19 protein-coding genes and 1 riboswitch are annotated in these 21,396 nt (G+C 72.3%); of the genes, 10 read left to right on the top strand and 9 right to left on the bottom strand.

The window, feature by feature from the left end; all coding sequences use genetic code 11:
• Nucleotides 1–159: 159 nt before the first annotated feature.
• The 3 genes from B446_RS21760 (at nucleotide 160) to B446_RS21750 (ending at nucleotide 4,088) form a co-directional block, all read left to right on the top strand.
• On the top strand, nucleotides 160–819 hold the full coding sequence (locus B446_RS21760) for a response regulator transcription factor (protein ID WP_020941596.1): 660 nt from the start codon (nucleotides 160–162) through the stop codon (nucleotides 817–819).
• 286 nt (nucleotides 820–1,105) lie between these two features.
• The gene (locus B446_RS21755) at nucleotides 1,106–3,034 is read left to right on the top strand and encodes a 2-oxoacid:acceptor oxidoreductase subunit alpha (protein ID WP_020941595.1); all 1,929 of its coding nucleotides are present in this window, start codon (nucleotides 1,106–1,108) and stop codon (nucleotides 3,032–3,034) included.
• Entirely contained in the window at nucleotides 3,027–4,088 is a 1,062-nt protein-coding gene (locus B446_RS21750) for a 2-oxoacid:ferredoxin oxidoreductase subunit beta (protein ID WP_020941594.1), read from the top strand. Before B446_RS21755 ends, B446_RS21750 begins: the two co-directional genes overlap by 8 nt.
• A 40-nt stretch (nucleotides 4,089–4,128) precedes the next feature.
• On the opposite strand, the gene B446_RS21745 is transcribed toward B446_RS21750, so the two are convergent.
• Entirely contained in the window at nucleotides 4,129–4,533 is a 405-nt protein-coding gene (locus B446_RS21745) for a winged helix-turn-helix transcriptional regulator (RefSeq protein ID WP_020941593.1), read from the bottom strand.
• A 91-nt stretch (nucleotides 4,534–4,624) separates the two neighbouring features.
• Here B446_RS21745 and B446_RS21740 point away from each other — a divergent pair, with 91 nt between their 5' ends.
• The 3 genes from B446_RS21740 (at nucleotide 4,625) to B446_RS21730 (ending at nucleotide 7,228) form a co-directional block, all read left to right on the top strand.
• The gene (locus B446_RS21740) at nucleotides 4,625–5,479 is read left to right on the top strand and encodes an SDR family oxidoreductase (RefSeq protein ID WP_020941592.1); all 855 of its coding nucleotides are present in this window, start codon (nucleotides 4,625–4,627) and stop codon (nucleotides 5,477–5,479) included.
• 128 nt (nucleotides 5,480–5,607) lie between these two features.
• Nucleotides 5,608–6,573 carry an EamA family transporter RarD gene (rarD, locus tag B446_RS21735; protein ID WP_020941591.1) on the top strand — a complete coding sequence of 322 codons (966 nt, stop codon included), beginning with the start codon at nucleotides 5,608–5,610 and terminating at the stop codon, nucleotides 6,571–6,573.
• A 187-nt stretch (nucleotides 6,574–6,760) separates the two neighbouring features.
• Complete coding sequence (locus tag B446_RS21730) at nucleotides 6,761–7,228, top strand: VOC family protein (RefSeq protein ID WP_020941590.1); 468 nt, start codon at nucleotides 6,761–6,763, stop codon at nucleotides 7,226–7,228.
• Between the two features lie 37 nt (nucleotides 7,229–7,265).
• Here B446_RS21730 and B446_RS21725 read toward each other — a convergent pair whose 3' ends face one another.
• The gene (locus B446_RS21725) at nucleotides 7,266–8,477 is read right to left on the bottom strand and encodes a hypothetical protein (RefSeq protein WP_020941589.1); all 1,212 of its coding nucleotides are present in this window, start codon (nucleotides 8,475–8,477) and stop codon (nucleotides 7,266–7,268) included.
• A gap of 276 nt (nucleotides 8,478–8,753) precedes the next feature.
• Between B446_RS21725 and B446_RS21720 the strand changes: the two genes are divergently transcribed.
• The gene (locus B446_RS21720; RefSeq protein ID WP_020941588.1) at nucleotides 8,754–9,341 is read left to right on the top strand and encodes a flavodoxin family protein; all 588 of its coding nucleotides are present in this window, start codon (nucleotides 8,754–8,756) and stop codon (nucleotides 9,339–9,341) included.
• Between the two features lie 181 nt (nucleotides 9,342–9,522).
• Here B446_RS21720 and B446_RS21715 read toward each other — a convergent pair whose 3' ends face one another.
• The 4 genes from B446_RS21715 to B446_RS21700 all read right to left on the bottom strand — a co-directional run bounded on the left by B446_RS21715 (nucleotide 9,523) and on the right by B446_RS21700 (nucleotide 13,976).
• Complete coding sequence (locus B446_RS21715) at nucleotides 9,523–10,431, bottom strand: ABC transporter permease (protein WP_020941587.1); 909 nt, start codon at nucleotides 10,429–10,431, stop codon at nucleotides 9,523–9,525.
• Nucleotides 10,418–11,392, bottom strand: coding sequence for an ABC transporter ATP-binding protein (locus B446_RS21710; RefSeq protein WP_020941586.1), 975 nt, complete (start codon nucleotides 11,390–11,392; stop codon nucleotides 10,418–10,420). The genes B446_RS21715 and B446_RS21710 overlap by 14 nt, the downstream gene beginning before the upstream one ends.
• 55 nt (nucleotides 11,393–11,447) lie before the next feature.
• Nucleotides 11,448–12,722, bottom strand: coding sequence for a LolA family protein (locus B446_RS21705; RefSeq protein WP_020941585.1), 1,275 nt, complete (start codon nucleotides 12,720–12,722; stop codon nucleotides 11,448–11,450).
• Between the two features lie 243 nt (nucleotides 12,723–12,965).
• Complete coding sequence (locus B446_RS21700) at nucleotides 12,966–13,976, bottom strand: polyprenyl synthetase family protein (protein WP_020941584.1); 1,011 nt, start codon at nucleotides 13,974–13,976, stop codon at nucleotides 12,966–12,968.
• 500 nt (nucleotides 13,977–14,476) lie between these two features.
• A riboswitch (cyclic di-AMP (ydaO/yuaA leader) is annotated at nucleotides 14,477–14,690 on the top strand.
• A 5-nt stretch (nucleotides 14,691–14,695) separates the two neighbouring features.
• On the opposite strand from B446_RS21700, the gene B446_RS21695 reads away from it, so the two are divergent.
• The gene (locus B446_RS21695; RefSeq protein WP_020941583.1) at nucleotides 14,696–15,175 is read left to right on the top strand and encodes a transglycosylase SLT domain-containing protein; all 480 of its coding nucleotides are present in this window, start codon (nucleotides 14,696–14,698) and stop codon (nucleotides 15,173–15,175) included.
• 35 nt (nucleotides 15,176–15,210) lie between these two features.
• Here the strand turns inward: B446_RS21695 and B446_RS21690 are convergent, their stop codons facing one another.
• The 3 genes from B446_RS21690 to B446_RS21680 form a co-directional block, all read right to left on the bottom strand.
• Nucleotides 15,211–16,023 carry a Cof-type HAD-IIB family hydrolase gene (locus B446_RS21690; protein WP_020941582.1) on the bottom strand — a complete coding sequence of 271 codons (813 nt, stop codon included), beginning with the start codon at nucleotides 16,021–16,023 and terminating at the stop codon, nucleotides 15,211–15,213.
• 196 nt (nucleotides 16,024–16,219) lie between these two features.
• Nucleotides 16,220–17,422, bottom strand: coding sequence for an FAD-dependent oxidoreductase (locus B446_RS21685; protein ID WP_020941581.1), 1,203 nt, complete (start codon nucleotides 17,420–17,422; stop codon nucleotides 16,220–16,222).
• Between the two features lie 45 nt (nucleotides 17,423–17,467).
• Nucleotides 17,468–18,718 carry a D-aspartate ligase gene (locus tag B446_RS21680; RefSeq protein ID WP_043478852.1) on the bottom strand — a complete coding sequence of 417 codons (1,251 nt, stop codon included), beginning with the start codon at nucleotides 18,716–18,718 and terminating at the stop codon, nucleotides 17,468–17,470.
• A 280-nt stretch (nucleotides 18,719–18,998) separates the two neighbouring features.
• Between B446_RS21680 and fahA the strand changes: the two genes are divergently transcribed.
• Nucleotides 18,999–20,216 carry a fumarylacetoacetase gene (gene fahA / locus B446_RS21675; RefSeq protein ID WP_020941579.1) on the top strand — a complete coding sequence of 406 codons (1,218 nt, stop codon included), beginning with the start codon at nucleotides 18,999–19,001 and terminating at the stop codon, nucleotides 20,214–20,216.
• A gap of 197 nt (nucleotides 20,217–20,413) precedes the next feature.
• Complete coding sequence (locus B446_RS21670; protein ID WP_020941578.1) at nucleotides 20,414–21,352, top strand: M56 family metallopeptidase; 939 nt, start codon at nucleotides 20,414–20,416, stop codon at nucleotides 21,350–21,352.
• The last annotated feature ends 44 nt before the right edge of the window (nucleotides 21,353–21,396 follow it).

Below are 21,396 nucleotides of genomic sequence, written 5' to 3'. Positions count from 1 at the left end.
CGCCCCGGCTCGCGTCAGGACGATCCCCCGCGGTCCCCGGCGCCGCGCTTTGCCCGGCTCCTGCGCACGACGGCCCGTTTGCTGGAATGCTGGACTTCCGTACGAGGACGCCGTCGGAAGGTCGGGGCTGTGGGGGGCCGGGAGAACGTGGAGGACAGGGTGCGGGTGGTCATCGCCGAGGACTCGGTGCTGCTCAGGGAGGGCCTGACCCGGCTGCTGACCGACCGCGGGCATGACGTCGTGGCCGGCGTCGGGGACGCGGAGGCGCTGGTCAAGACCATCGCCGACCTGGACGCGCAGGGCGCGCTGCCGGACGTGGTGGTGGCGGACGTGCGGATGCCGCCGACGCACACCGACGAGGGGGTGCGGGCCGCCGTACGGCTGCGCAAGGAGCACCCGGGACTCGGCGTGCTGGTGCTGTCACAGTACGTCGAGGAGCGCTACGCCACCGAACTGCTGGCCGGTTCCAGCCGGGGCGTGGGCTACCTGCTGAAGGACCGGGTCGCCGAGGTGCGCGAGTTCGTCGACGCGGTGGTGCGGGTGGCGGAGGGCGGTACGGCGCTGGACCCCGAGGTGGTCGCGCAGCTGCTCGGCCGCAGCCGCAAGCAGGACGTGCTGGCGGGGCTCACTCCGCGTGAGCGCGAGGTGCTGGGGCTGATGGCGGAGGGACGGACGAACTCGGCCATCGCGCGGCAGCTCGTGGTCAGCGACGGGGCGGTGGAGAAGCACGTCAGCAACATCTTCCTGAAACTCGGGCTGTCCCCGAGCGACGGCGACCACCGGCGTGTTCTGGCCGTACTGACCTACCTGAACTCGTAACGGGCCGACACTGTGTCAGCAGCGCGTCAGACGGTCCGGCTTCTGTGGAAGCCGGGTACTCGGGTGGGAGGCCACGCAGGGAGGACCGAGGAAATCGCGGGGAGCGTCTACACCGGCGCTCGAGCGGTGCGGGACATCATGACAAGTCAGCGCGACAGGCCGTCTCGAAAAGCCGTCCATCATACGGATGGCCACGGGAAGGCTACCTAACCGACGTAGGGTTGATCCTGGGATGGTCCCTGGGAAGACCACGCCCGGACAGCCGCCTCGAAGGAGGTCCAGTTCAGTGACCAGCCAGGTCAGCAGCCCAGCGGAGCAGGCCGACGCCGCCGTCGTGGGAGAGCAGCGCAAACCGGGCGGAGCGAAGGACGTGCGGCGCCTGGACCGGGTGATCATCCGGTTCGCGGGGGACTCGGGTGACGGCATGCAGCTCACCGGTGACCGGTTCACCTCGGAGACCGCGTCCTTCGGCAACGACCTCTCCACGCTCCCCAACTTCCCCGCCGAGATCCGTGCCCCCGCCGGCACCCTGCCCGGTGTCTCCTCGTTCCAGCTCCACTTCGCCGACCACGACATCCTGACCCCGGGCGACGCGCCGAACGTGCTGGTCGCGATGAACCCGGCCGCCCTGAAGGCCAACATCGGCGACGTGCCGCGCGGCGCCGAGATCATCGTGAACACCGACGAGTTCGGCAAGCGCGCCCTGCAGAAGGTCGGCTACGCCGCCTCCCCGCTGGAGGACGGCTCGCTGGACGGCTACAACCTGCACCCGGTGCCGCTGACCACGCTCACCGTGGAGGCGCTCAAGGAGTTCGACCTCTCCCGCAAGGAGGCCGAGCGCAGCAAGAACATGTTCGCCCTGGGCCTGCTGAGCTGGATGTACCACCGGCCCACCGAGAACACCGAGAAGTTCCTGCGCAGCAAGTTCGCCAAGAAGCCCGAGATCGCCGCGGCCAACATCGCCGCGTTCCGCGCGGGCTGGAACTTCGGCGAGACGACGGAGGACTTCGCCGTCTCCTACGAGGTCGCCCCGGCCACGAAGGCGTTCCCGGTCGGCACCTACCGGAACATCTCCGGGAACCTGGCCCTGGCCTACGGCCTGGTCGCCGCGTCCCAGCAGGCGGACCTGCCGCTGTTCCTCGGCTCCTACCCGATCACCCCGGCCTCCGACATCCTGCACGAGCTGTCCAAGCACAAGAACTTCGGCGTGCGCACCTTCCAGGCCGAGGACGAGATCGCCGGCATCGGCGCCGCGCTGGGCGCCGCCTTCGGCGGTTCGCTGGCGGTGACGACCACGTCCGGCCCGGGTGTGGCGCTCAAGAGCGAGACGATCGGTCTGGCGGTCTCGCTGGAGCTGCCGCTGCTGGTGGTCGACATCCAGCGCGGCGGCCCCTCGACGGGGCTGCCCACCAAGACCGAGCAGGCGGACCTGCTCCAGGCGATGTTCGGCCGCAACGGTGAGGCGCCGGTCCCGGTCGTCGCCCCGATGACGCCGGCGGACTGCTTCGACGCGGCGCTGGAGGCGGCCAGGATCGCGCTGACCTACCGCACCCCGGTGTTCCTGCTCTCCGACGGCTATCTGGCCAACGGCTCCGAGCCGTGGCGGATCCCGGACCTGGAGGAGCTGCCGGACCTGAGGGTGCAGTTCGCCTCGGGCCCGAACCACACGCTGGAGGACGGCACCGAGGTCTTCTGGCCGTACAAGCGGGACCCGCAGACCCTCGCGCGGCCGTGGGCGGTCCCGGGCACTCCGGGCCTGGAGCACCGCATCGGCGGCATCGAGAAGCAGGACGGCACGGGCAACATCTCCTACGACCCGGCCAACCACGACTTCATGGTCCGCGTCCGCCAGGCCAAGATCGACGGCATCGAGGTCCCGGACCTGGAGGTCGACGACCCGCACGAGGCGCGCACGCTGGTCCTCGGCTGGGGTTCGACGTACGGCCCGATCACGGCGGCGGTACGGCGGCTGCGCGCGGCCGGCGAGTCGATCGCGCAGGCGCACCTGCGGCACCTCAACCCCTTCCCGCGCAACCTGGGCGCGGTGCTGGGGCGCTACGACAAGGTCGTGATCCCCGAGATGAACCTCGGGCAGCTGGCCACCCTGATCCGGGCGAAGTACCTGGTCGACGCCCACTCGTACAACCAGGTCAACGGCATGCCGTTCAAGGCGGAACAGCTCGCCGCCGCGCTGAAGGAGGCCATCGATGACTGACGCCACCAACGGGCTGCTGCAGCTGGTCCCGAAGGCCGAGGCCAAGCAGTCGATGCGGGACTTCAAGTCGGACCAGGAGGTGCGCTGGTGCCCGGGCTGCGGTGACTACGCGATCCTGGCGGCGGTGCAGGGCTTCATGCCGGAGCTGGGGCTGGCGAAGGAGAACATCGTCTTCGTCTCCGGGATCGGCTGTTCCTCCCGGTTCCCGTACTACATGAACACCTACGGGATGCACTCCATCCACGGCCGTGCCCCGGCCATCGCCACCGGTCTCGCGACCTCGCGCCGCGACCTGAGCGTGTGGGTGGTCACCGGTGACGGCGACGCGCTGTCCATCGGCGGCAACCACCTGATCCACGCCCTGCGCCGGAACGTGAACCTGAAGATCCTGCTGTTCAACAACCGGATCTACGGCCTGACCAAGGGGCAGTACAGCCCCACCTCGGAGGTCGGCAAGGTCACCAAGTCGACGCCCATGGGCTCGCTGGACGCGCCGTTCAACCCGGTGTCGCTGGCGATCGGCGCGGAGGCGTCCTTCGTCGCGCGCACGATCGACTCCGACCGCAAGCACCTGACCGAGGTGCTGCGGGCGGCCGCCGACCACCCGGGCACGGCCCTGATCGAGATCTACCAGAACTGCAACATCTTCAACGACGGTGCCTTCGACGCGCTGAAGGACAAGCAGCGGGCCGAGGAGGCGCTGATCCGCCTGGAGCACGGGCAGCCGATCCGGTTCGGGACCGACGGCGGCCGCGGTGTGGTGCGGGACCGGCGGACCGGCGATCTGACGGTGGTGACGGTGACCCCGGAGAACGAGGCGGACATCCTGGTGCACGACGCCGGCGCGGCGTCCCCCACCACCGCCTTCGCGCTCTCCCGGCTGGCCGATCCGGACACGCTGCACCACACCCCGATCGGCGTGTTCCGGTCCGTGGAGCGGCCGGTCTACGACACCGCGATGTCCGACCAGCTCGACGCGGCCATCGAGCAGCGCGGCAAGGGCGACCTCGGGGCGCTGCTGGCCGGCGGCGACACCTGGACGGTCGTCGGCTGAGCCGTCCGGACCGCGACGGCCGGCGCCGTCGCGGCGGTTCCTACGAGGCCCGGGGCGTCGCTTCCCGGGCCTCGTCGTACGCCTGCCTGGCCTGTTCCACCTGGGCCAGGCGCTCGTGCGTCCACCGGGCCAGCGAGCGCACCTGCTGAGCCGCCTCTCGGCCGAGGCCGGTGAGCGAGTAGTCGACGCGGGGCGGGATGACCGGCTTGGCGTCGCGGTGCACCAGGCCGTCGCGCTCCAGGGTCTGGAGGGTCTGGGTGAGCATCTTCTCGCTGACGCCCCGGCCGCCCCACCGGCTGATGGCCCGGCGCAGCTCGCTGAAGCGGTACGGCCGCTCCAGCAGCTCGATCAGCACGAGGACGCCCCAGCGGCTGGTGACGTGCTCCAGCACGAGCCGGTGGGGGCACATCGCCTCGGACTCCAGGACCTTCTCGCTTACCGCCATGGAAGTACCTTACTTCAAAGTGGGTACTTTCAATTGGTTAGTGCCACTCCTAGGGTGAGTGCAAAGCCAACCCCCAAGGAGTGCCCCCCTCATGAGCATCGTCGTCACCGGAGCCACCGGACACCTCGGCCGTCTCGTCGTGGAGCAGCTGCTGGAGAAGGTCCCGGCGGAGCGGATCACCGCCGTCGTGCGCGACGAGGCGAAGGCCGCCGGGCTCGCGGCCCGCGGTGTCCGTCTGGCCGTCGCCGACTACAACCGGCCCGAGACCTTCGACGGCCTGTTCGCGGCCGGCGACAAGGTCCTGCTGATCTCCGGCAACGAGTTCGACAAGGGCCGGGTGGGCCAGCACCGGGTCGTCATCGACGCCGCACGCGCGGCGGGCGTGGCCCTGCTGGCCTACACGAGCGCGCCCGGCAGCCTCAAGGCCGCGCTCGCCGACGACCACCGGGCCACCGAGGAGGCGCTGCTCGCCTCCGGCCTGCCCTACAGCCTGCTGCGCAACGGCTGGTACCACGAGAACTACACCGAGAACCTGGGCCCGGTGCTGGAGCACGACGCCGTCGTCGCCGCGGCCGGCGAGGGCCGGGTCTCCTCGGCCTCGCGCGCCGACTACGCCGCCGCGGCGGTCGCCGTGCTGACCGGCGAGGGGCACGAGAACACGACGTACGAGCTGGGCGGCGACGAGGCGTGGAGCTTCGCCGAGTACGCGGCCGAGCTGAGCCGGCAGACCGGCCGGGAGATCGCCTACAACGCCGTCACCGTGGAGGCGCTGAAGGGCATCCTGGCGGGCGCCGGACTGCCGGAGCCGCTCGTCGAGATCTTCGCCGGGGTCGACGTGTCGATCGGCAAGGGCGAACTGGTCGTCACCACCGGCGACCTGTCCCGCCTGGCCGGCCGTCCGACCACCCCGCTCGCGGAGGCGGTCGCCACCGCGCTCAAGGGCTGACGAAGGCGCGCGTGAGCACCCTCACCCCGCCTGTCATGACCGTATGGCGATACGGACATGACAGGCGGGGTTTCCGGCGCTACCTTCGTTCTCGCGTGCTGCGTGTGTGAGGTGAGAAGGAGGGGCCCGTGCCCGGGACGTCCAAGGGTGAGCATCGGACAGGCCTGCTGAACGGTTTCGCCGCGTACGGCATGTGGGGCCTCGTCCCGCTGTTCTGGCCGCTGCTGAAGCCCGCCGGGGCCATGGAGATCCTGGCCCACCGCATGGTGTGGTCCCTCGTCTTCGTCATCGCCGCCCTGGTCTTCGTACGGCGCTGGGCCTGGGCCGGTGAGCTGCTGCGGCAGCCGCGGCGGCTGGCGTTCGTGGTGCTGGCCGCGGCCGTCATCACCGTGAACTGGGGCGTCTACATCTGGGCGGTGAACTCCGGCCACGTGGTCGAGGCGTCGCTCGGGTACTTCATCAACCCGCTGGTGACCATCGCGATGGGCGTGCTGCTGCTCAAGGAGCGGCTGCGGCGCGCGCAGTGGGCGGCGGTCGCGGTGGGCTTCGCCGCCGTCGTCGTGCTGACCGTCGGCTACGGCCATCCGCCGTGGATCTCCCTCTGCCTCGCCTTCTCCTTCGCCACCTACGGGCTGATGAAGAAGAAGGTCGCCCTCGGCGGCGTCGAGTCGCTGGCCGCGGAGACCGCCATCCAGTTCGTGCCCGCGCTCGGCTATCTGCTGTGGCTGTCCGCGCACGGCGGCTCCACCTTCACCTCCGAGGGGGCCGGCCACGGGGCCCTGCTGGCCGCGACCGGCTTCGTCACCGCGCTGCCGCTGGTCTGCTTCGGCGCCGCGGCGATCCGGGTGCCGCTGTCCACGCTGGGGCTGCTGCAGTACCTGGCGCCCGTCTTCCAGTTCGTGCTCGGCGTCGTCTACTTCCACGAGTCGATGCCGCTCGCGCGCTGGGCCGGTTTCGCGCTGGTGTGGCTGGCGCTAGGCCTGCTGACCGCCGACGCGCTGCGCTCCGCGCGCAGGACGAGGGTGGTCGTGGTGTCCCCGCGCGCGGAGACGAGGCCCGACCCGGCCCCTGACCCGACCCGGGTGGAGGCCTGACTCGGCCCTCGGCTCGGCCCCGGTGCGAGGCCTGACGGGGCGGTCCCCGCGGGGCCCAGGGAGCCGTGCCCGGCGGGACCTCCGGAGCCGTGCCCGGCGGGGTCCGGCCACGGTGCCCGCGAGGCCCGCGTCGGGCGTCGTCGCCGGTGGGGGCCGGCTGTCAGTGGTGGCCGTTACAACTGGGCCCATGCCGACGCAGACACCTGAACCGCTGCACTGGAAGCTCGTCGTCGACGCCGCCGACCCGCACGCGCAGGCCGACTTCTGGGCCGCCGCGCTGCGCTACGAGACCGAGGACAACAGCGCGCTCGTCGAGCGGCTGCTGTCGCTCGGCGCGCTGCCCGAAGCGGCCACCGTCGACCACCACGGCCGTCCCGCCTTCCGGGACTTGATCGCGGTACGTCACCCCGACGACCCGGTCGACCCGGACTCGGGGACCGGGCTGGGGCGGCGGCTGCTCTTCCAGCGCGTCCCGGAGGCGAAGACCGTCAAGAACCGGCTCCACCTCGACCTGCACCCGCGCGCCGGCCGGCGCGCGGACGAGGTGGCCCGGCTGGAGTCGCTCGGCGCCCGCGTCCTGCGCGAGGTGAAGGAGGCGGGCGGCGAGTGGGTGCTGATGACCGACCCGGAGGGCAACGAGTTCTGCGTCCACTGACCCTCGGGTGAGCCGATGCCCGCGCCCGATCGGCCGGTCAGGACCGTTCGGCGCGGGCGGCGCGGTCGGTCAGGCGGACCATGCGGGCCCGCGCGGAGCGCAACGGGTCCGGGTCCTCGGCCGCGGGGCCCGGTTCCGCCGCGAGTTCGGTCCACAGCTCGATCAGCTCGCCGCCGAGCCGCAGGCCCTCCTGCGGGTCGCGCACCGCCCGCCAGGCGGTGGCCGCGCTCTGCACGTTGCCGTAGGCCGCCTCCGCGTCCCCGGCCCGCCGGCGCAGCCGGGCGAGGTCCAGGCAGCGGTGGAAGGAGCGCACCGGATCGCCCGCCAGGTAGGCGATGTACGCGGTGAGTTCGCCCAGGTGCAGCACCTCGGGGTGGTGCGGGCCCAGCGCATCGGAGGCCTCGGTGACCGCGCGGTCGGCGAGTTCCGCCGCGGCCTCGATACGGCCGTCCCGCACGGCCTCGTTGATCCGCGCCAGGGGCCCGGCGAGCAGTTCCGCGCCCTCGGCGGTCTCGGTCACGGGCTCGTCCCCGAGCACCTCCTCGGCGACGGCGTCGAAGCCGCGCGCGGGGGTGGGCGTGGCGGAACCGGCCGGCACGGGCGCGGGGTCGAGCAGCGGCGCGGGAACCGGAGCGGCCACGGGCATCCGCCGGAGCTCCGGGGCGGGCCGGTGGGAGTCGGGGGCGGCGGCTGGCCGGGAAGCGTCAGCGGGCTCGGGCCAGGACACGACGGCGGGTACGGGACGCACGTCGGCGGCGGGCTCGGGCCAGGAGGCGGTGGCGGTCACGGCCCGCGACACCGCGGCGGCTCCCGGAGTCCCGGGCCGCGCGTCGGCCGCGGGGGCGGGCTCCGGTCCGGTGGCGGCGCGGGGCGCGTCCCCGGTCATGGCCGGGGGCGGGCCGAACTGTCCGGTGGGCCCCTGGGGCACGCCGGTGCTCGCGGTGGAGGCGCCGGGGGCGACGCGTACGGGGGCGCCCGCCATCCGGCTGGAGCCGTCCGCGAAGACCTCCAGCGGGACCACGCAGCCGGCGCGGTCGTCGTGGATCGTGGCCCGTATCGGGGCGCCCAGGCTGATGGCCAGGCGCTGCAGGTGGTTCAGCACGGCCTGCTGGATGTCCTCGCCCTCGGCGGCGGCCAGCACCGTCCCGCCCACCGAAGCGCCGCCCTCGCCGGACACCCGGACGTGCACCGCCGACGGGTGCGCCGCGGGCTGCTGCGCCCGCCTCTTCTCGAAGCTGAGTCGAGACATCGGTTCCCTCACTCCCCCGGCGTCACGATCCGGTCGTACGCGTCCTGCTGACCAGTGTGTCGGTTCGGCCCGGCTCACGCGTCACCACGACGTCACAGCCTCGCACCAGCCCTACCCCCGGAACCCGTTCCGAGACCTCCTCGGGACTCCTCGGATTCTCCGAGACGCCGCGAACCCCTTGAGAGCCCCGGAAACCCCTTGAGAAAAACTGCTTGCGTATGCATAAGATGCATACGCTTGCATTCGCGGTACGACATCGCTCACTCTGGGGGTCCCATGAGCCGCCGCTTCCTGTTCGTCCTGGGCAGCGCCCGCCTCGACGGCAACACCGAACTGCTGGCCCGCGAGGCCGCCGAACAACTGCCCGCGGACGTCGAACAGCGCTGGATCCGCCTCGCCGCCCATCCGCTGCCCGACTTCGAGGACCTGCGGCACGACAGCGACCGCGTGCGCCCGTCCTCGGACACCGCCTCCGGTCTGCTGCTGGACGAGACGCTCGCGGCGACCGACCTGGTGATCGCCTCGCCGCTGTACTGGTACTCGGTGTCCAGCCTCACCAAGCGCTACCTCGACCACTGGTCGGGCTGGCTGCGCACCCCGGGCCTGGACTTCCGGGCCGGGATGGCCGGGCACACCCTGTGGGGCGTCGCCGCGCTCGCGGACCGGGAGCCCTCGGTCGCCGACCCGCTGGTGGGCACGCTCAACAACTCCGCCGCCTACCTGGGGATGCGCTTCGGCGGGGTGCTGCTGGGCAACGGCAGCGCACCCGGGGACGTCGCCAGGGACACCGAGGCGCTGGCCCGCGCCAAGACCTTCTTCGCCCGCGAGGCACCGCTCGCCCGCTTCCCCCACCAGGACGCCTGAGCCCGCTAGGGCCTGCTGCGAAAGTGGTCCTCTGCCGTGCGACGCCCGGCACGCACTCTCGCCGCACCGCCCGAAAGCCCGAGTACGCCCAGTACGAGGACTTCCGGGCGGCACGCCGAGAGCACGCACCGGACGCCGCCCGGCCGCCCTTCGGGCGACGAGGCCACTTTCGCAACAGGCCCTAGACGCTGATGTCCTTCGTCGTGAACCGCGCCCAGGCCGCCGAGCCGAACACGGCCGCGTACAGCACCTGGAGGCCGAGGTTGCGCACCAGGCCGTCCCAGTAGACGGGGTCGCGCATCAGGTCGGCGAAGGACAGCCAGTAGTGCGGGAAGAGGTACGGCTGCACGGCGTGCAACTGGGGGATCTGGTCCAGGATCTGGACCGTGATGAGCAGTCCGACGGTCGTCGCCATCGCCGCGATGCCGCTGTTGGTCAGGGTCGACACGAACAGGCCGAGGGCGGCCACGCCCACCAGCGAGGCGGCGACCACGAGGGCGATCAGCAGCGCCCGGCCGAGGCCCTCGGCGAAGGAGATCTGCGTGCCGGAGATGGTCGTGAGGTCGCCGAGCGGGAACAGCAGCGCCCCGGCGGCCAGCGCGGAGACGGCCACGACCAGGGTGGCCAGGACGCAGAAGGCCATGACCGTCGTGTACTTGGTGAGCAGCAGCCGGGTACGGCCCGCCGGGGCGACGAGCAGATAGCGCAGGGTGCCGCCGCCCGCCTCGCCCGCGATCGCGTCGCCCGCGACCACGCCGACCGCCATGGGCAGGAAGAACGGCAGGGTCGCGGCCAGCGCCGTGAACACCAGGAAGAGGCCGTTGTTGGTGATCTGCGCGAGGAACGCCGGTCCCCCGCCGCCGTCCGGACCGGCCGACGAGCCGCCGCGCGTCTCCAGCTTCACCGCGATCCCGACCAGCACCGGCACCGCCGCCAGCACCCCGAGCAGCGCGAGCGTGCGCCAGCGCCGGAGCGTGGTGACCAGCTCGCTGCGCAGCAGCCCGAAGGTCCACAGGGGGCGGGGCCGACGCACGGCCGGCGCCGCGCCGTCCTGTGCCGCCACGCCCCGCAGGGCCTCAGCCCGCGACATCGAAACCCTCCCCCGTCAGTGCCACGAACGCGTCCTCCAGTGAGGCGCGTTCGAGCATCAGACCGCGCACCCGGACGCCCGCCGTGACCAGCGCGGCGGTCACCTCGGCGAGGTCACGCTCGGGCGGTTCACCGGTCACCCGGTCGCCGTCCGTGATCACATCGGCGACGCCCTGCTCCTTCAGCACCCGGGCCGCCTCACCGGGGTCCGGGGTGGTCACCACCAGCCGGCCGCGCGCACCGGCCGCCAGGTCGGCGACCGCGCCCTGCGTGACCAGGCGGCCCTGGGTCATCACCGCCGCGTGCGTGCACACCTGCTCGATCTCGTCGAGGAGGTGGGAGGAGAGGAGCACGGTCGTGCCGTCGGAGGCCAGTTCCCTGATCAGGGTCCTGATCTCGCGCATGCCCTGCGGGTCGAGTCCGTTGGTCGGCTCGTCCAGGACCAGCAGCCGGCGCGGCCGGAGCAGGGCGGCGGCCAGGCCCAGGCGCTGCTTCATGCCGAGCGAGTACGCCCGCGCCTTCTTGCCGGCGGCGGCCGTGAGGCCCACCCGGTCCAGGGCGGCCGCGGCCCGCGCGCGCCGGGTGCGCGGGTCGGCGGTCGGGTCGGCGGCGTCGTAGCGCAGCAGGTTGTCCCGGCCGGACAGGAAGCCGTACAGGGCCGGGCCCTCGATCAGCGCGCCGACGTGCGGCAGGACCGCACGGCCGGCCCTGGGCATGGGGCGGCCCAGGACCCGGGCCGTACCCGAGGTCGGCTCGATCAGGCCCATCAGCATGCGGATGGTGGTCGTCTTGCCGGAGCCGTTGGGTCCGAGGAAGCCGAAGACGCTGCCCGCCGGGACGGTCAGGTCGAGACCGTCGACGGCGAGCTGTCCGCCCCGGTAGCGCTTGGTGAGGCCGCGCGTGGCGATGACAGGCGCCGGCCCCTCCTCCGGCTCGCGCCGTGCGGCGGACGGTTCGTCCATCGGCTCCCCCTCGACTCGTCGTGCCCGCGAAGGGCCGCTTCCCCCCGGTGCGGGATCACTTCCCCGCGTCGGCCGCCTTCACCAGCATGTCCTTGGTGACCGCTCCGGCGTATACCTTGCCGTCGTCGGTGATCAGGGCGTTGACCAGGCGGGTGGAGAAGACCGTGCCCTTGCCGAACTTGCCCGAGACGTGGTCGCCGAGCGAGCCCAGGAAGCCGCCGAGGGCGCCGCCGGAGGAGCCGGTCGGCAGGCCGCCCTTGGCGCCGGTGTCGAAGGTGGCGATGGACGTCCAGCCCTTGCCGAGGACGGTGGCGCCCTGCGTGCCCGTGCCGAAGCCCTTGCCGGGCCTCGCGAGATCCGGCTTGCCGTGGGCGCCCTTGCCGTCCGCGCCCTTGCCGTCGGACGACCAGCCGTGGCCGAACTCGCCGAACATCCCGTGCCCGGCCTTGTCGCCGGCCTTGCCCTCGGTGACCTTCGCGCCCTTGGGCGGGGTGAAGTCGAAGGTGGAGGCGGCCGGCCGGTCGAAGGAGACCTGGGTGAAGCCCGCGTCGAGCACGGCGGCGCCGCCGCTCCTCGGGGTCAGGGTGAACTTCAGCGGCTGGCCCGTCTCGGCGTCCACCGCGATGCTGATCGCGCCGACGGTGGTGCCGGACTGCTTGGGCTTGATCAGCAGCTTGTAGGCGTCGCGCCCGGCGACGTGCGCGGTGCCGTCGACGGTCACGGACGTGGTGTCGTCGACCGACTTCAGGGCCTCGTCGGCGAAGTCCTTCGGCGTGGCGGGCTGCTCGGCGCGATGCTCCTTGCCGGCGTCGGCGGCGGTGCCGTGGTAGACCTCGTTGCTCTTGCTGTCGTAGCCCCAGACGTCCTTGCCGTCGTGGATGAGGCTGTACTCGGCGCCGCTCTCCAGCAGCGACAGCTTCTGCCGGTCCGGGCCGTCGGCCGCGACCCGCAGGGTGTGCGTGCCGGAGACCAGCTCGGTGAGCTTGCCCTTGGGGTCGGCGGAGGAACCGCCGCCGCGCCCGGCCGCGCCGGACGCCAGGCTGCTCTCCAGGCCGCCGAGGTTCGGCAGACCGAGGTCGGTGGTGATCTTCACGGTGCCGGACAGCCGCTGCACGTCCGACTTGGCGATCTTGTCGATGAGCTGCTGGGCGGTGATCTTCGGCAGGTCGGGGTCACCGGAGTCGGCGAGCGCCGGGACGAGCCCGATCGTGACCGCCGCCACCCCCACCACCGCGACCGGGACCACGTACCGGGCGGCCTTGCGGCGCCCCGTGCGCAGGTCGTCGTCCTGCGCGGTGCCCGTCGTGTCGTCGGATTCGTACGGTGCCATCAGTGCCTTACCTCCGTCGTCGGCGGCGGCTGTCCACGCTGGTCCACCTGAGCCGCCATTCTCACCCGAATCGGTGAGGAGTGGTGATTTCCGTGGTTCCCATCTGACCAAATCGGCCGTGAGGAATCGTCAGACCACGGAGCCAACTCGTGTACGACTGCGGTATGACACGCGAGGGCGGTGCCTTCCCCGACCCGTAGGGGTCGAGCGGGAGGCACCGCCCTCGCGGCGGGTACGGGGGGCTCAGCCTGCCCGGTGCACGACCGCGTCGCACAGCTCCAGGAGGGCCGCCTTGGCTTCGCACTCACGCAGCGGGGCCAGCGCGGCGCGCGCCTCCTCGGCGTACCGGACGGTGTCCCGGCGGGCCTGTTCGAGCGCGGGGTGCGCGCGGAGCGCGGCGAGCGCCTCGGCGAGCCGGGCGTCGTCGCTGAGGTCGGAGTCCAGCAGCTCGCACAGCGCGGCGTCCTCGGGCAGCCCCAGCCGGGCGGCCCGCTCGCGCAGCCGGAGCACGGGCAGCGTCGGGATGCCCTCGCGCAGGTCGGTCCCGGGCGTCTTGCCGGACTCGTGGGAGTCGGAGGCGATGTCCAGGACGTCGTCCGCGAGCTGGAAGGCGACGCCGAGCCGCTCGCCGTACTGGGTGAGCACGTCGACGACCGTCTCGTCGGCGCCGGACATCATCGCGCCGAAGCGGCAGGAGACCGCGACCAGCGAGCCCGTCTTGCCGCCCAGCACGTCCAGGTAGTGCTCGACCGGGTCACGCCCGTCCGAGGGGCCCGCGGTCTCCAGGATCTGGCCCGTGACCAGCCGCTCGAACGCGAGGGCCTGCACCCGGACCGCCTCGGGGCCGAGGTCGGCGAGGATCTGGGAGGCGCGGGCGAACAGGAAGTCGCCGGTCAGGACCGCGACGGAGTTGCCCCAGCGCGTGTTGGCGCTGTCCACGCCGCGGCGCACGGCCGCCTCGTCCATGACGTCGTCGTGGTACAGCGTCGCCAGGTGGGTCAGCTCCACGACCACGGCCGACGGCACGATGCCGGGCGCGTGCCGGTCGCCGAACTGCGCCGCGAGCATCACGAGCAGCGGCCGGAACCGCTTCCCGCCGGCCCTGACAAGGTGCTGCGCGGCCTCCGTGATGAACGGGACCTCGCTCTTGGTGGCTTCGAGCAAGCCTTCCTCGACAGCCGCCAATCCGGCTTGGACATCGGCTTCCAGAGCCTGGTCCCGCACGCTCAGCCCGAACGGCCCGACGACGGTCACGAGGGGTCTCCTGTCTGCTGGTGTCTGCTGCGCGATTACGCGGTTTGTCGATAGGTCGCTGCCATCACTCAAGTCAGCGTATCCGGTCCTGTTTCGATCACCGATAGCGCCCACCGGTCCAGCCCGGGCGGTATCGGATCACGGCCGGTATGTTTTCGATCATCGGATAAGAAACGAGATACACGGACTTAGTACGTATTAGTCCATTTTGTTGCGACCCATACGGAGGGAGGATTACTCCTTTCGTGCCATGACCAGCAAATATCCCGAATCCCCCATGTCTGATTTGGTACGCTTTGTCATTTCGTGAGTTGGGTCACGGCGGCCATCGCACCCGAACGATCGCGCCACCGGCGGTGCGCCCTTGCCGCAGCGGCCAGTTGAGGGTTGGCAACCGCAAAGGATCAAGCACCCCATAAGGCACAGATCAAGGTCAACTAGCGCTTTATGTGAATCCGACGCTTGTTCCGGACATGTGCTCTCGCATAGCTTCCGGGCCTGTCAGGCGAACGCCGAATCCTGCCGCGCCTGGCATCACCCATCGACGGACTCATTCGTAGGGCAGGAGCGGGGGACCCAGGTAAGTCGCCGGACCGGACGGCACATGTCGCGCCGGAACGGCTAGGGGTGAAGTCGTGCCTCCCCCCAGGGGCACGGCCGGGCACCTCCCCGCCCGAACCCGACAGCTCACCTCGCAGGCGACGGAGAGGATCTTCGCCATGCCTGCTGCCGCCCAGCGCCGTACCAACCGTCTCTTCCGCACGCTCGCCGTCGCCGGTACCGGTGCCGCCGTTCTCGCGCTCCCCCTCATCGGCGCGACCAGCGCCTCCGCCGCCACCCCCGCCGCCACGACCGTCTCCACCACCCCGGCCGGGTACCCGAACAACCTCGACGGCTGGATCCGCGAATCCCTCGCGATCATGAAGGAGAAGGCCATCCCGGGCACCTACAACGGCATCTACCGCAACGTGATCCGTGAGTCGTCCGGCAACCCGAACGCCATCAACCTGTGGGACTCCAACGCCGCTGCGGGCATCCCGTCCAAGGGCCTGCTCCAGGTCATCGACCCGACGTTCAACGCGTACCACGTGGCCGGAACGTCCTTCAACATCTACGACCCGGTCGCCAACATCACGGCCGCCTGCAACTACGCGGCCAAGCGCTACGGGTCGATCGACAACGTCTTCGGCGCCTACTGACGGGCTCCGGTGACCGATCACCACTGAGGTCCCGGTCAGCCGGCCGGGAACAGTCTTTCGAGGACGACGGCGATGCCGTCGTCCTCGTTCGACGTGGTGACCTCGTCGGCCACCGCCTTCAGCTCGGGATGGGCGTTGGCCATGGCCACCCCGTGCCCGGCCCAGCCGAACATGGGGATGTCGTTGGGCATGTCGCCGAAGGCCAGGGCCCGGTCGGCGGCGAGCCCCAGGTGGTCCGCGGCCAGCGCGAGACCCGTCGCCTTGGTCACACCGCACGGCTGGAGCTCCACCGTCCCCGGCCCCGACATCGTGACCGTCGCGAGCGAGCCCACCGCCGACCGCGCGATCGACGCCAACGCGTCGTCGGACAGCGTCTGGTGGCGCAGCAGCACCTTGCTGATGGGCTCGCGCCACAGGTCGTCGCGCCGGCCCACCCGTACCGCGGGCAGGGTCGGGTGCGGCATCAGGTACCCCGGTTCGATCAGGGTGAGCCCGTCCACACCGTCCTGGTCGACGGCCGCGTAGACCTGCCCCACCTCGGCCTCGATCTTGCCGAGCGCGGTCTCGGCCAGTTCCCGGTCCAGCCGGACCGACCACAGCATGCGGTCCGTCCCGGCGTCGTACACCTGCGCGCCCTGCCCGCACACCGCGAGCCCCGTACAGCCGAGCGCGTCCAGCAGGGGCCGCACCCGGGGAGCCGGCCGGCCCGTCACCACCAGGTGCCGGGCGCCGGCCCGCGCCGCCCGTGCGAGCGCGGCCAGCGACCGGTCGGAGACGGTGTCGTCAGCACGCAGCAGCGTCCCGTCCAGGTCGGTGGCGATCAGTGCGTATGCGGGGGGTACGGCCATGATCAGAGAATACGGACCCCACGCCCCGCCGACTCACCGCGCTGCGGCCGGACTTGTGTGCTGCCCGGACCCAAGTGGTGCCCGTCGCCCGCCCGATGGTCCTGTCGTCCGCGCCCGGGCGACGACCTCCGGCCGCCCGCCGCCCCGTGGCGGCGGGCGGCGGACGGCCGGGGAGCCGCCGGAGGCGCCCCCGGGCTCAGCCGTGGGCGGCCGCCAGATGCCCGGCCAGCCGGGGCGAGGCGAACTCGGTGCCGCACACGAAGCGCATCACCGGACCGTACGAGGAGGCCGCCGGAAGGCCGGTGAAGTACAGGCCGGGGACGGAGGAGACGTAACCGGCGCCCAGCCGGGGCGTGCCCCGGCTGACGGCGAGCCGGGTGCGCAGTCCGTGGCCGAGGAAGTCCATCGCCGCGATGTCCACCCGGTAGCCGGTGGCCGCGACGACATGGTCGGCGCAGAGCCGCTCGGTGCCGCCCGCGTGGGTGCGGACGGTCAGGACGGGGCTGCCGTCCCGTGCCTCGGCGGCCAGCACCCGGTCCACCTCCTGGACCTGCACCCTGCCCTCGAAGCGGTCGCGCAGCCACCAGGCGCCGAGCGGGCCGAGGACCCTGCGGACCAGGTAGTGGCGGGTGCGCTCGGGCAGGAAGCGGTAGGGGTGGGGGTAGTAGCTGAGCGCCCACAGGGACCAGGCCCGGCCGAACGGCGACTCGGGGCGCAGCCCCGGCTGCCGCCACGGCGGTTCGCCGAAGTCCACCCGGCCGCGGCCGCGCGAGACCACGCGCACCCGGGCGCCCGCCTCGGCCGCGAGCACGGCCGTCTCCAGGGCGGACTGGCCGGCGCCGACGACGATCAGCTCCTTGCCGGCGAACCGGGTGAGGTCGTGGTGCTGGGAGCTGTGGGACACCGGGGCCGTCGGCGCCGGTCCGTCGGCCGCCGCTCCGGCCAGCTCGGCCGGGAGGTGGTCGAGTCCGGACAGGCCGGTGGCGACGACGACCGCGCGCGCGGTGAACGTCTCTCCCGAGTCCAGCTTGAGCGCGAACCCGCCGCTGCGGTCACGGTCGACGGAGACGACCCGGACCCGCTCCAGGTCGGGCAGCAGCTGCTGCTGGAACCACTCCCCGTAGGCGATGAAGGTCTCCACGGGGATGATGTCCTCGTCGGTCACCAGCCGGCGGATACCCGCCGCGTCGCAGTAGTCGGCGAGGGTGTGGCCCGCCTGCGGGCAGTCGAGGCTGGAGGCGGCGGGCGTCGACTTCAGGAGCATGCCCGCGGGCATGTGGTCGCGCCAGCTGACCATGAGGTCGCCGAAGACGCGGACGGGGATACCGCGGGCCCGCAGATGGGCGGCGGTGGACAGGCCGAACGGCCCGGCCCCGATGACTGCAACCGGTCGAATCACGAAGTCCCTCCCCAGAGACACGGTGCGCCACCTTCGTGGCCTTGCCTACTTCGTGGTGGTGATGGTGCTGCCGCCGCGGCGGCTGGTCCGCCACAGCTGGTAGAGGTGCTTCGCGCCCGGGCGCACGAAGCGGGCGAGCATCGTGAGGAACGGCAGCGGGTCGTCACCCGCGAACCAGGCCAGCTCGGTGCCGCTCGCCCTGGCCGGTGCGTGCGGCGTCGTGTAGCCGCTGCGGCGGTAGGCGAGCAGGGCGGGCAGGTCGATGTTCTCCACGACGTAGCGGTGGCCGGCCCGCTGCTCCCCCTCGGGAACGGGCCGGCCGGTCAGGTGCAGGTGCATGGCGCGGACGACGTCCACGCCCGACTCGTTCTCGAAGAGCCGGAACTGGGCGCCCATGCGCGGGTTGAAGTCGAGGAGTTTGTACTGACCGTCGCGCCGGTCGAAGCGCAGGTCCAGGTCGATGATCCCGCTGAAGCCGATCTGTTTGATGAAACGTGCGGCGAGGTCGGCGAGTTCCGGGTTGTCGACGACGTAGGCGTTCGCCGTCATGCCCGCGTGCGGGGGCCAGGAGCGGACCTTGACGCCGGTGAAGAGGGCGAGCGGGGCGGAGTCGGCGTCGAAGCAGGCGTGCACGATCCAGTCCTCGGCCTCCTCCCTGGGTAGGTACTCCTGGAGGATCACCCCCGGGCGCTCGCCCCAGTCGCGGGCCAGGGTGAGCAGTCCCTCGCGGGTGGCGATCCGCGTCGTGCCGTTGACGGCGGGGCGTCTGCGCCGCACGAACGCCTCGCGGTTCTTGGCCACCACCGGGAAGCGGGCCTCGTCGGCGAAGGCGGTGATCTCCTCGTAGGACTCGGGGAACGCGGCCGTCGGGCTCGCGACGCCGTGTTCGACGCACAGTTCGTGCAGGCCCTGCTTGCTGGCCAGCCGGCGCGGCAGCGCGGGGTCGACGCGCGGGAAGAGGAAGGGACCGGCCAGGTCGTCCTGGTGCTCGGCGATCAGGACGGCGGCCTCCTCGTCCGTCGGGATCAGGACGGCCGGGCGGCCGATGCGGCGGCCGATGCGCAGCAGGCCCTCGACCAGGTGCGCCGGTTCCTCGGCCCCGGTCGTGGGCCAGACGAACGCGCGGGTGAGATAGCGGGAGGACGCCGCCGGTGTGTACGGGTCCTCGGTGATGGCGTACATGGGCACGCCCAGCCGGCCCAGACTGCGGATCGCGCCGACCCCGCCGTGGTGCAGCGGGTAGTCACCGAATTTGACGATCAGGCCTGGTACGTCACGGTCGGCCTGGCACGGCACGCCGACGGTGTTTCCGGCCACGGGTCCCCCCACGTGTCCCCCCTACGGAACGGACCCACCCCGTCCGTGTCCCCCAAAGGACGCTAAGCCGGAATTGCCCGCTCCGACAAGACCTATCCGGACATTGCGAACTCTTTAGACATCAATCGAGCAACCATTCGAGGTCGGCGCCACGAGGGGGGAGGCACTGCCCAAGACCCGTGCCTCGGCCGTAACGTGTGGCCCGACCATATGGAACGCATCGCCATGCATGGCGCGGATGAGAGTGAGGCAGCACCCCATGCCCCCCTTCGACGTCCCCGAGGGCGACCCCTTCGGTCCGCACAACCTTCCCTATGGCGTGTTCTCGCCCTCCGGCAGCACGGAACGGAGGGTCGGCGTCCGGCTCGGTGAGCACGTCCTCGACGCGGGCGCCGCGGCCGCCGCCCTCGGCTCGCCGTACGTCTCCCTGCTCGCGCGGCCCACCCTCACCCCCCTCCTGGCCGCCGGGCGCACCGCCTGGTCGGACGTGCGGCGGGCGCTGACGGCGTGGGTCACGGTGCCCTCGCACCGGACGACGATCGAACCGCTGTTCCACCACCTGTCGGAGGTGACGCTGCATCTGCCCTTCGAGGTCGCCGACTACGTCGACTTCTACGCCTCCGAGAACCACGCCCGGAACGTCGGCCAGATCTTCCGCCCCGACGCCGAGGACTCGCTGACGCCCAACTGGAAGCACCTGCCGATCGGTTACCACGGCCGCTCCGGCACCGTGGTCGTCTCGGGCACCGACGTCGTCCGGCCCTCCGGCCAGCGCAAGGGCCCCGGCGACCCCGCGCCCGTCTTCGGCCCGTCCGTCCGGCTGGACATCGAGGCCGAGGTCGGCTTCGTGGTGGGCGTGCCCTCGCGGCTGGGCGACCCGGTGGCGCTCGGCGACTTCCGGGAACACGTCTTCGGGCTGTGCCTGCTCAACGACTGGTCGGCACGGGACATCCAGGCCTGGGAGTACGTCCCCCTCGGCCCGTTCCTCGGCAAGTCCTTCTCGACCTCGGTGTCGGCGTGGATCACCCCGCTGGAGGCCCTGGACCACGCGCGCGTGGCGCCTCCGGAGCGCACCCACGACCTGCTGCCCTACCTGGACGACTCGGCCGCCGGTATCGAGCCGGGCGGCTACGACCTGCGGATCTCCGTCGCGATCAACGGCCAGGTGGTGTCCGAGCCGCCGTTCTCCACCATGTACTGGACGGCCGCCCAGCAGCTCGCCCACATGACGGTGAACGGGGCCTCGCTGCGCACCGGCGACCTGTACGGCTCGGGCACGGTGAGCGGCCCGCTGGAGAACCAGCGCGGTTCACTCCTGGAGCTGACCTGGAACGGCCGGGACCCGCTCGAACTCCCGGACGGCAAGCGGGCGTTCCTGGAGGACGGGGACGTCGTCACGATGTCCGCGTGGGCGCCGGGCGCGGACGGCACCCGGGTCGGCCTGGGCGAGGTCAGCGGGCGGGTCGTGTCGGGGTGAACCCCGGGGTGAGCCCCTCCTCGTAGCGGGCGCCGGCACGAGGCGCCGGGACGAGGCGATTCGGTGCCGGACACCTGACTCGTGGCCCGGTCCCCGTCATACTGACGGGGACACGCACCTCGTGACGCGCCGGCCGGTGTGTCGGCACCGCACCACCCGCCCCGCACGCCTCTCCGACCAGGAACCGGAGCCCCGGCATGACCGTCTGCCTGCTCCTGCTGAGCGTCGTCGCCCTGACGGCCGCCGTGCCGGCACCCCGCGCGCTGACCCGGGCGGCCTGGACCGAGCGGGAACCCGTGGTCGCGCTGTGGGTGTGGCAGTGCCTGGTCGCCACGGTCCTGCTGTGCTGTCTCACCGCGCTGGTGCTGGGCGCGGCGGCCGTCTTCCACACCGTCCGCGACCGCGTGTTCGCCCCTGCGCCGCCCGCGGTGACCGCCGCCTACGACCTCTCCGCGGCCCCGGTCTGGGCGGTCGCCCTCACCGTGCTGCTGGCCTGCGGGGCGGCCTGGACGACGGCGATGCTGACCCGGCAGCTGGCCGAGGTCCGCCGGCGCCGTGGCCTGACCCGGGCGCACCTGCGCGAGCGGGCGCCCGACCTGCCCGGGGGGCTGCCCGCGGCGCGCGGTCCGATGCTGGTGCTGGAGGACGAGTACCCGGACGCCTGGTGGATGCCCGGACACCCCGCGCAGCTCGTGGTGACCACCGGGGCACTGCACCGCCTCACCGACCACCAGCTGGACGCCGTCCTCACCCATGAGCGCGGCCACGCCCGCGCCCACCACGACTGGCTGCTCCACCTGTCCACCGCGCTCGCCACCGGCTTCCCGCGCGTCCCCCTCTTCGCCCACTTCTGCGACCAGACGCACCGGCTGGTCGAACTGGCCGCCGACGACACGGCCTCCCGCCGCTGCGGCCACCTGACCACCGCCCTGGCCCTGATCGAGCTGAACCAGCACCGCGGCGTCCTGTCCTGCGCCTCCAGCCGGCGCCTGCTCGGCGAGCGGGTGGACCGCCTGCTGCAGCCGCCGCCCCGGCTGCTGCGCCGCCACCGGGCCCTGACGACGACGGTGGCGGCCCTGGTGCCGCTGCTGCCGCTGCTGATCACCTTCGCCCCGGGGCTGACGGCGCTGACGTAGCCGGCGCGGCCGGCCCCGCCCCGGCCGTGCCGGGGCGCGCGCCC

The organism is Streptomyces collinus Tu 365 (assembly GCF_000444875.1).
Taxonomy (GTDB): domain Bacteria; phylum Actinomycetota; class Actinomycetes; order Streptomycetales; family Streptomycetaceae; genus Streptomyces; species Streptomyces collinus_A.
This window is presented reverse-complemented; position numbering and strand designations above follow the sequence as displayed.

Bases quoted from the DNA above. Each gene is read 5' to 3' on its own strand.
- B446_RS21710 (WP_020941586.1), bottom strand. From the start codon at position 11,392: ATGGACGAACCGTCCGCCGCACGGCGCGAGCCGGAGGAGGGGCCGGCG.
- B446_RS21745 (WP_020941593.1), bottom strand. From the start codon at position 4,533: ATGGCGGTAAGCGAGAAGGTCCTGGAGTCCGAGGCGATGTGCCCCCAC.
- B446_RS21740 (WP_020941592.1), top strand. From the start codon at position 4,625: ATGAGCATCGTCGTCACCGGAGCCACCGGACACCTCGGCCGTCTCGTC.
- B446_RS21720 (WP_020941588.1), top strand. From the start codon at position 8,754: ATGAGCCGCCGCTTCCTGTTCGTCCTGGGCAGCGCCCGCCTCGACGGC.
- B446_RS21730 (WP_020941590.1), top strand. From the start codon at position 6,761: ATGCCGACGCAGACACCTGAACCGCTGCACTGGAAGCTCGTCGTCGAC.
- fahA (WP_020941579.1), top strand. From the start codon at position 18,999: ATGCCCCCCTTCGACGTCCCCGAGGGCGACCCCTTCGGTCCGCACAAC.
- B446_RS21695 (WP_020941583.1), top strand. From the start codon at position 14,696: ATGCCTGCTGCCGCCCAGCGCCGTACCAACCGTCTCTTCCGCACGCTC.
- B446_RS21750 (WP_020941594.1), top strand. From the start codon at position 3,027: ATGACTGACGCCACCAACGGGCTGCTGCAGCTGGTCCCGAAGGCCGAG.
- B446_RS21690 (WP_020941582.1), bottom strand. From the start codon at position 16,023: ATGGCCGTACCCCCCGCATACGCACTGATCGCCACCGACCTGGACGGG.
- B446_RS21715 (WP_020941587.1), bottom strand. From the start codon at position 10,431: ATGTCGCGGGCTGAGGCCCTGCGGGGCGTGGCGGCACAGGACGGCGCG.
- B446_RS21705 (WP_020941585.1), bottom strand. From the start codon at position 12,722: ATGGCACCGTACGAATCCGACGACACGACGGGCACCGCGCAGGACGAC.
- B446_RS21725 (WP_020941589.1), bottom strand. From the start codon at position 8,477: ATGTCTCGACTCAGCTTCGAGAAGAGGCGGGCGCAGCAGCCCGCGGCG.
- B446_RS21670 (WP_020941578.1), top strand. From the start codon at position 20,414: ATGACCGTCTGCCTGCTCCTGCTGAGCGTCGTCGCCCTGACGGCCGCC.